This is a genomic window from Solibacillus sp. (assembly GCF_040273735.1).
Lineage (GTDB): Bacteria > Bacillota > Bacilli > Bacillales_A > Planococcaceae > Solibacillus.
Window position 1 is genome coordinate 72422 of sequence record NZ_JBELZM010000005.1, and the last position, 15399, is coordinate 87820.

Annotated in this window: 17 protein-coding genes and 1 riboswitch; of the genes, 11 read left to right on the forward strand and 6 right to left on the reverse strand. The window is 38.0% G+C overall.

Going from position 1 to position 15399, the window contains the following annotated elements:
* Positions 1–72 precede the first annotated feature (72 nt).
* Positions 73–255, reverse strand: a riboswitch (cobalamin riboswitch).
* 171 nt (positions 256–426) lie between these two features.
* Complete coding sequence (gene dut / locus ABS917_RS07025; protein ID WP_350478338.1) at positions 427–864, forward strand: dUTP diphosphatase; 438 nt, start codon at positions 427–429, stop codon at positions 862–864.
* 154 nt (positions 865–1018) lie between these two features.
* Here the strand turns inward: dut and ABS917_RS07030 are convergent, their stop codons facing one another.
* Positions 1019–1204 carry a hypothetical protein gene (locus ABS917_RS07030; RefSeq protein ID WP_350478339.1) on the reverse strand — a complete coding sequence of 62 codons (186 nt, stop codon included), beginning with the start codon at positions 1202–1204 and terminating at the stop codon, positions 1019–1021.
* Between the two features lie 242 nt (positions 1205–1446).
* Here ABS917_RS07030 and ABS917_RS07035 point away from each other — a divergent pair, with 242 nt between their 5' ends.
* The gene (locus ABS917_RS07035) at positions 1447–2364 is read left to right on the forward strand and encodes an alpha/beta hydrolase fold domain-containing protein (RefSeq protein WP_350478458.1); all 918 of its coding nucleotides are present in this window, start codon (positions 1447–1449) and stop codon (positions 2362–2364) included.
* 376 nt (positions 2365–2740) lie between these two features.
* Here ABS917_RS07035 and ABS917_RS07040 read toward each other — a convergent pair whose 3' ends face one another.
* The 5 genes from ABS917_RS07040 to ABS917_RS07060 all read right to left on the reverse strand — a co-directional run bounded on the left by ABS917_RS07040 (position 2741) and on the right by ABS917_RS07060 (position 8116).
* Positions 2741–3508, reverse strand: coding sequence for a 3-hydroxybutyrate dehydrogenase (locus ABS917_RS07040; RefSeq protein ID WP_350478340.1), 768 nt, complete (start codon positions 3506–3508; stop codon positions 2741–2743).
* Between the two features lie 110 nt (positions 3509–3618).
* The gene (locus ABS917_RS07045; protein WP_350478341.1) at positions 3619–5055 is read right to left on the reverse strand and encodes a GntP family permease; all 1437 of its coding nucleotides are present in this window, start codon (positions 5053–5055) and stop codon (positions 3619–3621) included.
* Positions 5056–5165: 110 nt separating this feature from the next.
* A complete protein-coding gene (locus tag ABS917_RS07050; RefSeq protein WP_350478342.1) occupies positions 5166–5825 on the reverse strand; it encodes a 3-oxoacid CoA-transferase subunit B in 660 nt (219 codons plus the stop codon).
* A 19-nt stretch (positions 5826–5844) separates the two neighbouring features.
* Positions 5845–6531, reverse strand: a complete 687-nt coding sequence (locus ABS917_RS07055; RefSeq protein WP_350478343.1) for a CoA transferase subunit A — start codon at positions 6529–6531, stop codon at positions 5845–5847.
* Between the two features lie 241 nt (positions 6532–6772).
* Positions 6773–8116 carry a sigma-54 interaction domain-containing protein gene (locus ABS917_RS07060; protein WP_350478344.1) on the reverse strand — a complete coding sequence of 448 codons (1344 nt, stop codon included), beginning with the start codon at positions 8114–8116 and terminating at the stop codon, positions 6773–6775.
* 335 nt (positions 8117–8451) lie between these two features.
* On the opposite strand from ABS917_RS07060, the gene ABS917_RS07065 reads away from it, so the two are divergent.
* The 9 genes from ABS917_RS07065 (at position 8452) to ABS917_RS07105 (ending at position 15351) form a co-directional block, all read left to right on the forward strand.
* Positions 8452–8988 (forward strand): histidine phosphatase family protein, encoded by a 537-nt coding sequence (locus ABS917_RS07065; protein WP_350478345.1) that lies wholly within the window; start codon positions 8452–8454, stop codon positions 8986–8988.
* A 36-nt stretch (positions 8989–9024) separates the two neighbouring features.
* Complete coding sequence (locus ABS917_RS07070) at positions 9025–9759, forward strand: metallophosphoesterase family protein (RefSeq protein ID WP_350478346.1); 735 nt, start codon at positions 9025–9027, stop codon at positions 9757–9759.
* A 179-nt stretch (positions 9760–9938) separates the two neighbouring features.
* A complete protein-coding gene (locus tag ABS917_RS07075) occupies positions 9939–10844 on the forward strand; it encodes a cation diffusion facilitator family transporter (protein ID WP_350478347.1) in 906 nt (301 codons plus the stop codon).
* Positions 10845–11099: 255 nt separating this feature from the next.
* The gene (locus ABS917_RS07080; RefSeq protein WP_350478348.1) at positions 11100–11321 is read left to right on the forward strand and encodes a lactate dehydrogenase; all 222 of its coding nucleotides are present in this window, start codon (positions 11100–11102) and stop codon (positions 11319–11321) included.
* A gap of 161 nt (positions 11322–11482) precedes the next feature.
* On the forward strand, positions 11483–11824 hold the full coding sequence (locus tag ABS917_RS07085) for a hypothetical protein (protein ID WP_350478349.1): 342 nt from the start codon (positions 11483–11485) through the stop codon (positions 11822–11824).
* A 44-nt stretch (positions 11825–11868) separates the two neighbouring features.
* Complete coding sequence (locus ABS917_RS07090; RefSeq protein ID WP_350478350.1) at positions 11869–13809, forward strand: GTP-binding protein; 1941 nt, start codon at positions 11869–11871, stop codon at positions 13807–13809.
* Positions 13810–13882: 73 nt separating this feature from the next.
* Entirely contained in the window at positions 13883–14191 is a 309-nt protein-coding gene (locus tag ABS917_RS07095; RefSeq protein ID WP_350478351.1) for a monooxygenase, read from the forward strand.
* Positions 14192–14388: 197 nt separating this feature from the next.
* The gene (locus tag ABS917_RS07100) at positions 14389–14607 is read left to right on the forward strand and encodes a hypothetical protein (RefSeq protein ID WP_350478352.1); all 219 of its coding nucleotides are present in this window, start codon (positions 14389–14391) and stop codon (positions 14605–14607) included.
* A 102-nt stretch (positions 14608–14709) separates the two neighbouring features.
* Positions 14710–15351 (forward strand): hypothetical protein, encoded by a 642-nt coding sequence (locus tag ABS917_RS07105; RefSeq protein WP_350478353.1) that lies wholly within the window; start codon positions 14710–14712, stop codon positions 15349–15351.
* Positions 15352–15399 lie beyond the last annotated feature (48 nt).

Consider the following 15399-nt stretch of genomic DNA (forward strand, 5'->3'; position numbering starts at 1 on the left):
TCCCGGAAAACAGGATAGCTTGAAATGGAAACGAGTTAAAGAGCGCCTCCATTTCCTATTCCCCGAAGAAATGTACGTAGTTTTAACGCGGCAGGTCTCCTGGCTTTGCCTCATCCGTCAGACATACCTTCCCATGCATTGCACAGTGGTCTATTCGTCTTCAGTCAGCATTTACAGTTGCGGGGACAGCGTTGGATTCACACCAAACTTCCCTTTTAAACTACATTTAGTAGTACCGTGATAAAAAAACACAATATATAGTTGAATTGAGTATAAGCTTTAACAACATAAAAGTAAAGAGCCTAAAGAAAGATAACATAAATCCAATAAGATTTCTAGAAAACTCCCTATTGAAAATAAAGAAAAAATATGGTTTTGTTATAACTGCATGTAAATAGATTTTATTAATGAGAAAGTTGGTTGAATATGTCGATTCAATTGAAAATTAAGAAAACCCACCCGGATGCTGTATTACCGAAACAGGCACGGGAAGGGGATGCAGGGATGGATTTAAGCGCGGTTGAAGAGAAAGTTTTACTGCCTGGTGAATACGCATTAATTAAAACCGGTCTTCAAATCGAACTGCCGGAGGGAACAGAAGCGCAAGTACGCCCACGTAGTGGATTGGCACTCAAACATGGGATTACGGTGTTAAATAGTCCAGGTACGATCGATGCTGGCTATCGCGGTGAAATCGGCGTGATTTTAATCAATCACGGGAAAGAACCTTTTACGATTGAGAAAGGAATGCGCATCGCCCAGCTAGTCATTCAATATGTTCCGCAAGTTTTCATTGAAGAAACAGACAAACTGTCGGATACGGAGCGCGGTGATAAGGGCTTTGGTTCGAGCGGAGTGAAATAATGAAAAAAAGCCTGCTTTCGGATGAACACAGGCTTTTAATCTTCTTTTTTCCACTTTATGTAATTGTATGACGTTTGAAAAACAAATACGATCACGAGCAACAGCGTAACAAATATAAAGTTAGCGGAAAACCTTTCAAAATAATAAATGATTGCTAACGGAAAAATACAAAACGGGATTGAATAAATCGTGCGTAAAAATTTACGGCGATATGATAGGCAAACTTAAATCCTTTATCCACTTTCGGCTTTTTCCGGAAATACATAGACAAGACAAATGTCGTAATTGAAATCACTAATAATATGAATCCGTACTGAATTAAAAAATCTAAATCAACCATAGTAGTTTCCTTCCTCTCCTTTTGACTGAATATCGATCTGTGTCACAATTTTTGAAATCGGTAAATACAAAAGTTCACAATTATAACGCCCATCAGGTAGATCTTTCTAAAATCCAATGAGTACCATCATTCCCTCCTTTAGAATTTATTTTCTAATAGGTACTAAGTATGCATAAGGATATATAGAAACGTTTATCCGTTTAGAAGGTGATCAATCAATTTTAGTCGAATGCATAAGAATCATAGTAGAAAAAATAGGATGGAGGCATTGTATGCGTAGCGTGCAAAGTGTGTTGTTTGAGAAGTTTTTAATACTGCGAGGAACAAAGAAGAAATTTATGGATTTACGACTGCTCGATGAATTTATTGCAATGAAACATAACGAGAAACCGTATGAACTGGATGCTAAATTCAGAGATCAGCATCAAATACAGAAAGACGAATTGAATAGCATTCACTATTACACAATTAATGAACAGCAAACACCGGAAAAGGTCATCTACTATTTCCACGGCGGAGCGTATATTAATGATCCACTGATTTTTCATTGGCGTTATTTAGTAAAGCTTGCACAGGAGACAAATTTCACGATTGTTGTGCCAATTTATCCGAAGCTACCTAAACATACACATAGAGAGTGTTTTGTTGCCATCCATGACTTATATGATCATCTTGTTTTAAAATACGATGCACCGTTTATTTTTATGGGGGATTCTGCTGGAGGCGGGTTGGCAATGGCGTTGGCTCAGGATGTAAAGCGATGTTCGAAAAAGCAGCCTCAGCATATTGTTCTACACTCTGCCTGGCTAGATGTACGAGGGGAAGACCCGCGCTATAAAGAACTTGAAAAACGCGATCCGATGCTTGGAGTGATAGGCGCACAGGAGCTTGGCAGGTTATGGGCGGACGGCTTGGAGTTAACCGACTACAAAATAAGTCCTGTACATGGAGAACTGATAGACATTGGACAAATTACCGCTTTTGTGGGGACGGATGAACTACTGCTAGTCGATGCAAATATGCTTCTCGATAAGGCAAAAGAACAGGGAGTAGCAATTCAATACTACGAATATCCGAAAATGAACCATGTTTTCCCGGTATTTCCGATTCCGGAAGCAAAAAAGGCAATGAATCAACTGCTTAGGATTATAAAAAATTAGTACGAATTAACAAGGGAGCTTTAACAGTACGGAAACGTATATTATCCGACACATCAAAACGGAGGACAAGATTAGGAGACCAAGTTAACAATAGCTGATAAGGTAGGAATAAGCAGCTACACAGGTAATTTCAAATATCCCTCCAGCAGTTTTCTGATCGCCTGTTTACAGATGACAAACAGGAAACAGGTGTGTTGAAAGGTAAAAAAATTTCTACACACCTGCATTGCTTAAAAACTTTGGCATCCATTTATTAATAAAGGTCACTACATGAGACTTAAGGACCCCAACAAAGCGAAGATAGTTTGGATTTCGAACCACAAGCCATGCTAAAGAATGCGTCCTCTGGGAACAGAGATGAACATTCCTAAATTAATTATTGCACTGTGTACCCGCCATCTAAAACGATCGCCTGGCCAGTCATTCCTTTTGCTCCCTCCCTTGAGATAAATAGAGCCAAATCAGAGATTTCTTTTACATCAAGTAATCTTTTTTGAGGAACGAGTGGATAAATCACTTCTTCCAATACGTTTTCGAGAGGTATTTTGCGTGTTGCTGCTAAGTCTTGCAACTGATTTCGAACAAGTGGTGTATCTACATAGCCTGGACAAATAGCGTTAACCGTTATGCCATCTGATGCAGTTTCAAGTGCCGCAACTTTTGTTAGACCAATAACACCATGTTTGGCTGAATTATAGGCTGCTTTCCCTGCAAATCCAACAAGCCCGTTAATTGAAGCCATATTAATAATACGGCCAAATTTTTGTTTTCTCATATGCGGTAACACATGCTTAGTTAATATAAATGGGGCAGTTAACATTATTTTTATTAACAGTTCGAAACGCTCTGTCGGAAAATCTTCAATCATTGCAACATGCTGCATACCAGCATTGTTTATAAGTATATCGATTCGATCAAATTTCTGTACCGTTTCATCAATTGCTGCTATAATTTCTTCTTCTTTTGTCACATCACATTTAAGTCCAATTGCCCGTTCTCCAAGTGCGCTTGCTGCCTCTTTCACTTTTTCTTCATTTATATCTGATAGTACAACAAAAGCACCTTTTGTATAAAACTCTTTCGCAATCTCAAATCCTATACCTTGTGCTGCACCTGTAATGAATACCACTTTATTTTGTACCACCAAAAACGCCTCCTAGATAAGGAGCCAAAAGTGCTGGCTCCGTTTAAATTTTATTTCACTACTTTAAACTCTCGGTATATTAAACATACCATTTAATAACTACCGATCTATCATACTAATCCAAAGAATGTATAAAGTGCGATGATAACAAATACGGCTAGGGTTTTAATGATCGTAATTGCAAAAATATCACGATAAGACTGCTTATGTGTGAGTCCTGTTACCGCAAGCAGGGTAATAACCGCTCCGTTATGCGGAAGGGTATCCATGCCTCCTGAAGCCATTGCCACTACACGGTGCATTACTTCTGGTGGTATATTCGCAGCAATAATTGCTTGATTATACTTATCAGCCATTGCGCCCAACGCAATCCCCATACCACCTGATGCGGATCCCGTCATACCCGCAAGAGTAGTGGTTGTAACTGCACCATTGACAAGTGGATTTGTAAATGTTGTAGATATTCCGTCGCTGATTTTTGCAAATCCTGGAAGGGCTGCGATGACTCCGCCAAATCCATATTCAGCGCCGGTATTCATAGTAGCAAGCAGCGATCCTCCAATGGCTGTATTAACACCTTCTTTAAATCCATTAAATACCCTTTTAAAATCATAGGCAATCGATGATAAAATCCCCACAATCAACGCCATAATAATCGCCCAAATAGGAGCAGATGTTGCTACATCTACTTTATAGGCACTCAAGCCAATTGCTTCAAAGTCAAAGCCATTCGGATACCATTTCGGTATACTTGTAACAAATATTTTGTTGGTAACCCCAACCAAAATAAGCGGGACAAAAGCTAGGATTTGTCTAGAAAGCGATTGTTTGGCAGTTAAATCGGGAAGAGCAGGCTCATCCTTTACTTCTGCACTTTGAATCGTAACTGCCGTTTCCGAATCAAATCCAAAATAACCTTCTCCAGCTAATTCGGCTTTTTTCCTTCTAGATTCCAAGTATAGTAACCCAGCCGTTAAAACAATAATTGCCCCTATGATACCTAGAACCGGTGCAGCATAAATATCCGTTTTAAAGAAGGCGATTGGAATAACGTTTTGTATTTGCGGTGTCCCGGGAAGTGCATCCATTGTAAAGGTAAATGCACCAAGAGCAATCGTACCCGGAATTAAACGTTTGGGAATATTTGCCTGTCTAAACATTTGTGCAGCAAATGGATAAATTGCAAATACGGCTACAAATAAACTCACTCCACTGTATGTTAAGATGGCGCCAAGCAATACGATCGTGAGCATTGCCCGTTTCGCACCTAGCCAGCTGACAATTGTTTTGGCAATTGACTCGGCAATCCCCGACATTTCTACAACTTTTCCGAAAATAGCTCCCAATAGGAAAACAGCAAAATATGATTTAATAAATCCGACCATCTTTTCCATGAATATACCTGAGAAAAATGGTAAAACATTGCTTGGCGCAATTAATACAACAGCTAAAAGCGCACAGATTGGTGCAAATAATATGACGGAATAACCGCGGTAGGCAGCAAACATTAATAATCCAAGCGCCAATAGAATAACCAACAAATCCATATAAATCCCCCTCGTACAATAGTAGTAAGAGTTCTATTCTTTGGACAATTGCCATATGAAAGAAACTCTTATTTATGGTGTATTACATCGTTTATCTGACAGGAATACAGTTAAATGGAAACGCTCTCTTTTACATTCTCAATAATTAAATTTGCTTCCGTTGATTGAATTACATCCTCAACAGAATATCCTTCAAATACTTCTTTCAGCTCTAAACCACGTGATGTTACTTCAATTAGGGCTCTTTCCGTAATAATTTTATTGACTACGCCTTTGCCCGTTAAAGGTAAAGAACATTCTTTTTTTATTTTTGGTGAACCGTCTTTCGAGACATGGTCCATTATGACAATAATTTTTTTGGCACCATGGACTAAATCCATCGCACCACCCATACCTTTAATCATCTTTCCGGGGATCATCCAGTTGGCTAAGTCGCCTTTTTCGGAGACTTCCATTCCACCCAAAATGGCAACATCAATATGTCCGCCGCGGATCATTGCGAATGATTCTGCACTTGTGAAAAAAGAGGAGCCAGGTATTGTTGTGATTGTCTCTTTTCCGGCATTGATTAAGTCTGGATCAACTTCCTCTTTTGTCGGATACGGTCCGATTCCAAGCAAACCGTTTTCGGATTGCAGGATGACGGTTTTTTCTGGAGATATATAATTTGCGACCAATGTAGGCATCCCAATTCCTAAATTGACATAGTTACCGTGCTCTATTTCTTTTTCAGCCCGAATGGCAATCCGTTCCCTATTAGTTAAAGTCATTTAGAATACTCCTTTCTTATTAACGTACTGTTAATCTTTCTACTTTTTTTTCTTGTTTTGCCTGAAGCATACCCTGGACATAGATACTCGGCGTTTGAATCATATTGGGATCCAATTCACCCGTTGCCACAATTTCCTCAACTTCTGCAATCGTAACTTTTCCGGCTGCAGCCATTATAGGATTGAAGTTTTGAGCGGTTTTGTTATAAATCAGATTACCTAATTGGTCAGCTTTAGCAGCGCGAATTATAGAAAAATCAGCTATTAGTGCTGTCTCTAACACATAATCCTTTCCATTGAAATTTCGAATTTCTTTCCCTTCCGAGGTGATTGTCCCTACTCCGGCTGGTGTATAAAAGGCTGGAATGCCAGCACCTCCTGCCCGGATTCTTTCAGCAAGCGTGCCTTGGGGAGTCAGCTCCACTTCGATTTCACCGGAAAGTACTTGGCGTTCGAACTCTTTGTTTTCACCTACATAAGATGCAATGATCTTTTTGATTTGCTTCTTCCGCAATAAAAGTCCTAATCCCCAATCGTCTATACCGCAATTGTTCGAAATTACCGTTAAATCTTTTACTCCTTTTTCTTCAAGTGCAAGGATGAGCTGTTCAGGAATACCAACCAATCCGAAACCACCAACCATGAGAGTTGCACCATCTTGAATTTGACTTACTGCCTCTTCTGCAGAAGAGAAAATGCGTTTCATGTTTTTACCTCCAATAGAAAAGTATTTTTCGTGAAAATATTGCTTTAAAAGCATATTTATTTGTATTAAAGCAGAATATTTCAACGTGTACAATATCGTGTGACAGAACTGTGACGGAATTTGAGGCAGTTTTATTCCGATAAATCGGACTCAATTAGTGGGGGAGATAAAAAATATAAGATTGATGTGAAGTAAAAAAATCCGATGTTTCGGAATTTAATCCAAAATATCGGAATTTAGGTCATAAGTTGTGTTTTTTTATTTTTTCATAAAGTGTTGATCGGCTTATGCCCAACTTCTCGGCTATCCGCATTTTGTCCTTCTCATTTTCGAGATATTCTTGTAGAATCTGCTCTTCCACTTGAAAAAGGATTTCTTCCAAAGTTCCATTAATTCGAATATAATCCGGTTTTTGTCGTCGAATATAAATTGGTAATGCATCTTCAGTAATTTGCTCACCATTTGATAACTGAATAATTGCTTTTAACACATTTTTGAGTTCTCGAACATTTCCCGGCCAGTTATATTGTTGAAGCAGCAACCAAGCTTTTCGACTAAGCTTAAAATCTTGGCGACTCACTTCGGAACTGAATTTGTGCATAAAAGTTTGTATTAGTTCAGGAAGATCCTCAATCCGATCGCGAAGAGGGGGAATTTGCAATGTAATCGCCTGAATAAGATAAAATAAATCTTCACGAAATTGCTTTTCTCTTACCAGCCCAGCAAGTGATAAATTTGAACCTACGATTATGCGAACATCAACTGGGATTACTTCATCAGTGCCGGCTGGTTGAACTTTTTCATCCTGAATGACCTTTAACAGTTTTGCCTGTAATGTTGTTGGGAGTTCGCTTATTTCTTCAATAAAAAGAGTTCCGCCTTGTGCCCGCTGAATTCCTCCTGTTTTAATTCGCTGTTCGGCCGAATCCCATTTTCCAAACAATTCTCCTTCCAGCAACTCTTTTGGTATAGTGGAACAATTAATCTTCACGAAAGGATAATCAACCTGATCCGATAATCTATGAACACTCTGGGCAAACATTTCTTTACCAGTACCTGTCTCACCCTCGATTAAAACAGGCAGTTTTGTCGGAGCAATCATGAGGATTGTCTCTTTAATTTTCCGCATAGAGTTGGAGGTTCCTTTAATATCTGACAAGCTGTAAAATGATTCGCGGTATTGTTTCATATTTGTTTCAATTTGGTCTAAAGTCTTTCGAACATGAGAACTTAGTTTTTTCCAGTCATTTAAATCCCGGAACGTTACACTCCCGAAAGCTCCAATAATTTCCCCATCAATCACAATCGGAACACGATTGGCAAGCATATAGGTACCTTTAATATATTGAGGGGCTGCAATATCAGGTGTCCCTTTTTCTATGACGAGATGCATCTCACTATTTTCAATCACATCTGCTACATGCTTACCGATCGCTTCTTCACGTTTCACTTCAAGAAAATTACAATAACCTTCGTTAAGGTAAATAATTTTGGCATTTCTGTCTACGACAACAAACCAAGGAAAGGCTGTCTCCAAAATTTGCTTAATTGCAGGACCTGGTAAATTCTTTATCCAATCTTCCATTTTCCTGCCTCCATTCTTCTAATATTTTACATACTAGTTTATACTGTAAAAGAGTCAGAGGCTATAGATAAAGTAGTATTCATGCAGAAACTTGTATACTTTAAGCTTGATAATTATTTGATATTTTATGTTATATTGTCTGGCATTTTGGGAACTGGCCTGCTTATAGAAAAGTTTTCGTGTTAGAAATTGACTAAATTGTCATGGGGGATGACTGAAAGTAAAGTTGAAGGAATAAATAATCTGGAAATATGATTTAAAAAAGAGTCGACTCAATTTGAGGCGGCACCTCGCTATAAAATAGATATAAAATTTAGCGTAAGGAGATTTAAGTTGTGAAATTATATATAATCCGCCATTGTGAAGCCGATGGGCAAGCACCAAATGCTAGCTTAACGTTGGCTGGGAGAGAAACAAGCAGGCGTTTAGCAAAGTTTTTATCTGACTTAAATATCGAGCTAGTCATTTCAAGTCCATTTACGAGAGCAGTTCATACAATACAATCTTTCGTTCAGCACAACAACGTTCCATTTAAATTAGATGACCGTCTAAAGGAAAGGGTTTTAAGCAGTGAAGATATTCCCGACTGGTATGAAAAGTTACAGCAAACCTATATTGAAAAGGATTTAAATTTTACTGGCGGGGAATCAAGTAATGAAGCGACAAAACGTATAAATGAATTGGTGGAAGAATTAAAACAATGTAATTACAAGTCAGTGGCAATCGTTACACACGGCAATATTATGTCATTACTACTCAATCAATCTCAGCCGCATTTTGGATTTGACGAATGGAAGCAACTGTCGAATCCGGATGTTTTTGAAATAGATTTTGGCAATGAGCAAACAGTTGTAAATCGTATATGGCGGTAGGTAGTGTAAAATAGGTTGTAGAAAAGCGGGTGCAATATGAAAAATTATTTTATTATCAGTGATATCCACGGTCAGTATAAAGCATTTGAAAAGTTATTAACGTATTGGAATCAAAAGGATACCCTTGTTTTACTCGGAGATTTAATCGACCGAGGTCCACGGTCTTATGAGGTCGTGCAGAAAGTAATGGATTTAAAGCGGCAATACGGGGAACAGGTTATATTTTGTAAAGGGAATCATGAAATGATGTTGTTGGATTTTCTCGAAAACCCTGGACAAAAACACGCCTTTTATTACAAATACGGTGGTCGGGAAACAATGGCTTCATTTTTAAAGTGTTTACCTGTTGAAGTTAGTGAGCTTGATCCAATTGAACAAGCGCAAGTCGTAAAAGAGAAGTTTGCGGAGGAATTGGAATTTTTAAATAACGGCAAATTATATGAAATCGCAGGGAAACTGTTATTGACGCATGCAGGATTTGATTCGAGTTTTGAGACAGTTGATGAAACGCAGGATGAAAATTTCTTATGGATTCGCCAGCATTATAAAAATGAAAATAAAACACCGTATATCAATGTTTTTGGTCATACACCATTACAACATATTCATGCTTGCAATGATATTTGGATTAGTAAAGACCAAAAATATATTGGAATAGACGGCGGGTGTTATTTTACAGGCCAGTTGAATGGCATCGTTCTGTCGGAAGAAGGCCAAATCATTAATATATATGCGGTTACATCGGACAAAACCGAAAACTATGATAATTGACAGGTGTCGTTTAGATTGAGCATAAAGTTATAATTATATAATATTTTCTCTTGAATGTATGTTTTCCCCCGATTTTTTGGTATACTACAATTAATGATATGTAAAAGAGGTTATCCCGTTCGATTTTGTGCGGGGTAGCCTCTTTCGTGTTTAAACAAGTTTTTCAGGGAGGAAACATTTTGGAGCAATATACAAATTTACGAGCGGGCGAAAAAGGTGCCTATTTATCGATTATTGCCTACATATTTTTAAGCGCGCTGAAGTTAGCAGCAGGCTATTTAGGAGATTCAGAAGCATTAAAGGCAGACGGATTAAACAATACAACGGATATTATTGCTTCAGTAGCCGTTTTGATAGGGCTGAGAATTTCCCAGCGCCCGCCTGATGATGACCATCGATACGGACACTTTCGTGCAGAAACGATCGCATCACTTGTTGCATCATTTATTATGATTTATGTCGGGATTGAAGTACTTATATCGGCAGGTGAAAAAATCGCAAATCCGATCGATCAGAATCCTTCTATTTTAACAATTATTGTTGCTGTGTTTAGTGCAGCAGTCATGTTTGCAGTATATAAATATAATTTAAACCTCTCGAAAAGAATTAACAGTTCAGCTGTTAAAGCGGCAGCCTATGACAATCGCTCTGATGCCTTTGTCAGTATCGGGACAGCAATCGGTATTACCGCAGCGATATTAGGTTTCCCGATTGTCGATACGATTACTGCCTTTATTATTGGTCTTATTATTATTAAAACAGCTATTGAAATTTTTAAAGAGGCGGTGTTCTCGTTAACAGACGGTTTTGATACGGAATTGATCAGTTCGATTGAAGAGCGTGTTTCGAAAATTCCGCGAGTCCGTGATGTTACCGATGTACGTGGCAGACAGCACGGGAGCTTAATTCTTGTAGATATTACGGTAAGTGTTAATCCTAATCTAAATGTACGTGATTCACATGCCATTACAGAGCAGATTGAAAATGAAGTGAAGCAGTTGAATCCTTATGCAACAACACTTGTCCATATCGAACCGTACGACCCGAAAGAGCTGATTATTTGCGAAGATGATTTCCATTTCTAATGGATAGCCCTATAAAAGCTGTTCTGATTTTACTCTTCGCAAATTAGCAGAGGGCGATAACTATTAAATTAATTTGTTAAGGGCAATTGAGAAAATAATTCAGGAATTTTACAGGTAGTTTTAGAATTGAACTGAATCTGCATCTAACGATTCGATTAAGTCACACTCATTATGAGTTGTGGCTTTTTCTTATGCAATATTTTTTGTTAGTTGAGGCATGATAAGAAGAAATATTATTTACAAGGAGGAAAGTAGTTGGACGTTTTATTGGGTCAAATTCGTGAAGGTCTGGATTATCTGACTATACAAGGTAAGAAAGTAAATAAAATTAAAATGAATCCAAATATCTTCGGAAAAATGACTGACAAACATATGGACGTTGAGGTAAGTGACGATGCTGTTACTGTATTCGGAATTACGATCGAAGCTGATGAAAACATTGAAATATATGCTTTTGTAATGGATGAAGTCACTTAATTTTAAGTGGCTTTTTATTATACCCTCATTATCTGTGAATACTTGCACCACATTATCTAACGGAAAATGAAAATGACTTTTTACTATGGATGAATCAAAATACCCCAACTTCTGTTAAAATGTATGTACTTACGGGCAATCGTTTTAGTGGAGGTTATTATATGAAAAAAATATTTGCAATCATTGCAGTATTAATCATTGTATCAATCCCAATCTTTGAGTGGTTGTTAACGAATCCCTCCAATTCATTGGAACTGATGCAAACTTTAAGGAATTCTGAAAATCCGGAATCGCTTTTTATGGATGAAAATAATTTCGATGCCGAGATTGTTGAGTACATACAGGAAGAATTTAATCCAAATATGGTGAAGCAGTTTACAATACTGGACTTTGATGAGAAAAGTTTCTTGATTCAAACAACACCTGGCACTACAAAGTTAGAGATTATCAATATTGAGGAACTGCCAGAGGAAATAAGAGACTATTTTCTTTCACAAGAATGACTGTACCATGATTCAAAATTTATGAAAAAGAAAGAGGGAAATTTTTGCATACTACAATCGGAATTGTTGCTCATGTCGATTCTGGTAAAACGACATTTTGTGAGCAATTGCTTTATCATACAAATGCCATTAAAAAGCGCGGGCGGGTCGATCACCAAGATACTTTTTTAGATAATCATGCCATTGAACGGCAGCGCGGAATAACGATTTTTGCGGAGCAGGGTCGGATCGAGTATAACGGGCAAGTGTATACGCTGATTGATACACCGGGTCATATCGATTTCGCGCCGGAAATGGAGCGTGCGGTTCATGTAATGGATGCGGCCATTGTCATTATCAGTGCTGTCGACGGCATCGAAGGACATACAGAAACGGTTTGGCATTTGCTGCGGGAGCACCATGTTCCGACATTTATCTTCATTAATAAAATAGACCGTGAAGGAGCAGATGTTGCAGCTGTAATGTCTGCGATTAAAAAAGATTTATCCCCAAATACCTTACTGTTCAATAATGGAATGGATCCAACTGTAAAAGAGTGGCTTGCGGAACGTGACGAACAGCTGATGGAAAAATATTTTGCCGATAATCTAACGGAGAATGACTGTTTAGAGAGCCTGAAACATGCAATCAACAATGAACAAGCATTTGTTTGTATGTCAGGATCGGCTTTAAAAGATGAAGGGGTACTGGACTTTTTTGAAACGATTGCACAACTGATGGAAACAAAATTTGACGTGAATGGTGCATTTGAAGGTAAAGTATATAAAATTCGCCATGACAATCAGCAGCGACTCACATTTATGAAAGCATTATCGGGTGTTTTAAAGGTACGAGATGAATTTACATTAGGTGAAACGTCAGAAAAGATAACGGAAATCCGACTGTACAATGGCAGCAGTTTTACTCAGGTTCGTCAAGTGCAGGCGGGTGATATTTTTGCGGTGAAGGGATTGGCGACGCCGATTATTGGTGATGTGGTTGGAGCCACAGAAGTAAATCCTGCACAATTTGAGATGATTCCGACATTGCAGGCGAAAGTGATGTATGCAGGTGCGTTACATATTAAAGAACTACACCGGATATTTCGTGAAATTGAAGCAGAGGAGCCGAGTTTACGGGTCGTATGGAATGAAAAATTTCAGGAAATCTCGGTTCATGTTATGGGGACGATTCAGCTGGAAGTATTAACGGAGCTGGTGCAGGACCGCTTCGGAATTGATGTGCACTTTGGCAAGCCTCAAATTCTTTATACTGAAACGATTGCTGCACCAACAGTCGGCTATGGCCATTTTGAGCCGTTAAAGCATTATGCGGAAGTGCATCTAAAAATGGAACCGAATACACGCGGTGCAGGCATCACTTTCTCGAACCAGTGTCATGCGGATGACTTATCTGTCGGACATCAGCGGTTAATAGAAAAGCATCTATTTGAACGGGATCATCACGGATTACTTACAGGTTTTCCGGTAACTGATATTCATTTTACGATATTAACAGGACGTGCACATAATAAGCACACAGATGGCGGGGATTTCCGGGAAGCTTCGTTTAGAGCATTGCGACAAGGACTTGAACAAGTGGAAAATTTACTGTTGGAGCCTTATTACCGTTTTAAGATTAAAGCGTCAAACGACCATATCGGCCGGATGATGTCGGATATCCAACAGGCAAGCGGGACATTTGAAGCGCCGATTTTAACAGAAGATACCGTGACATTGTACGGACGTGCACCTGTAGCAACTTTTATGGATTATTCTACTCAATTTTCGGCTTACACAAATGGAAAAGGGGCGTTAACACTGCAATTTGACGGCTATGATGTATGTCATAACAGCGATGAAATCATCGAACAAATTGACTACAGTAAAAACGCCGATCCTGAATATACATCTTCAAGCATTTTTTGTGCAAAAGGGAAGGGATACAGTGTGCCCTGGCATGAGGCAAAAGATGCGATGCATTGTGAAGTGCGGGAAAATGAATGACGAATGAAAGAAGGATTTTGCAGGAGAATAAAGAAGTAAGCTTAAGGTGTTTGGAAAAAAGGAGGCTCTTCTAATGGCATATATTTTACAAGTAGATTTCAAAATGGATGGTCCCTTCGGCGAGGAAATGGCTGCTGGGTTTAAAGGTTTGGCTGAAAGTATTAACGAAGAAGAAGGCATGCTTTGGAAAATTTGGACAGAGGATGCGGAAGCTGGTGAAGCGGGCGGTATTTACTTATTTGAAACAAAAGAAAATGCTGCAGTTTACTTGGAAATGCATTCAAAACGTCTAAATGGTTTCGGTATTACAGCAATCAACAGCAAAATTTTTGCAGTAAACGAGTCGTTAACGAAGATTAACAAAGGTCCGGTTAATGTATAAATAGGGGTACAAAATTGCCAACAGTAAAAATATTGGGAAATGGTATTATGGGAATTAGGAGACACAATGGTGGTGTCTCTTTTTCCATGTTCTGATTTAATCAAACTTAATAATTATCAAACGATGATTTGGGGATGTTTGAACCTTAACGTATAATATAATATATTCCAAAAGTGAAGGGGGGAGGTTAGCGTTTTATGGAAACATTAGTTCCTTTATCTTTAATAGGTATTCCACTATTCTCGGTAGTGCTTTGTGTTAATATTATCAATTTGCTAAAAATAATAATCCATAATCCAGAACAATCTGTAAAAAAACATACTCTTTTAATTAGTATCAGCGTTGCTTACATACTATTTTCATTTTTATGTATACTAATCGTCATTGCCGATTCAGTTTGGGGAGGATCTCTATAAAAACTCCCTATTACCGAATTTGATTTAAAAACTCTAAAATACCAAAAATAAACATATATGGTATTATTATAATATCTAATATTATTTTATGGGGTGAAAGGGTTGAAAAAATATCTTTACATAAGTATTTTATCTGGAGCGATTGCTATATCAGGTTGTGCTGATGAAGGAACTGATAGTAAAAAAATTACAGAAGAAATCTCGCCATCTCTTTTAAATTTAACGCAAGAGCAAAAAGAGGATTATTATCAAAAATATTTAGCACTCATAGAAGACATAAACTCAGAACATGACACAGGCCTCAAGTTAGAGCCTATCACTTCATTTTCTGAGGACTATTGGGTTGAAGTAGAAACATTTAAAAAGCGAGCAAAAGAGCGAGTTGATATATCAATTGTTGTGTCAAAAAATAAAGAACGTTATCATCCGGCTTCAGTCCCAAAGACAGTGACGTTAGAAATCGGTCCGAATAAAGAGCGCATTATTTTTGAAGGGTCTTTTGATACACAATTAAGCGAAAATACTTCAAAAGGAAGACAACTATTTTCTGTATTCAATGGTATTTCTTCAGAAGCAGAAAATTCTGATGGAAGTTGGACTCAAATAGGGTACACAAATTCGTTAATGGAGAATGGATCACTATATGTTATCGATGTTTCAGGAAATTACTCACAAAACGGTATTCTTTCTATACATAACATATCTTTAGAATTTGATTGTAATAAAAATGGAGGAATTAGTTAGAGTAATTTACAAACACGAAAATAGCAGGAACGTTGTTAAAACAACGTT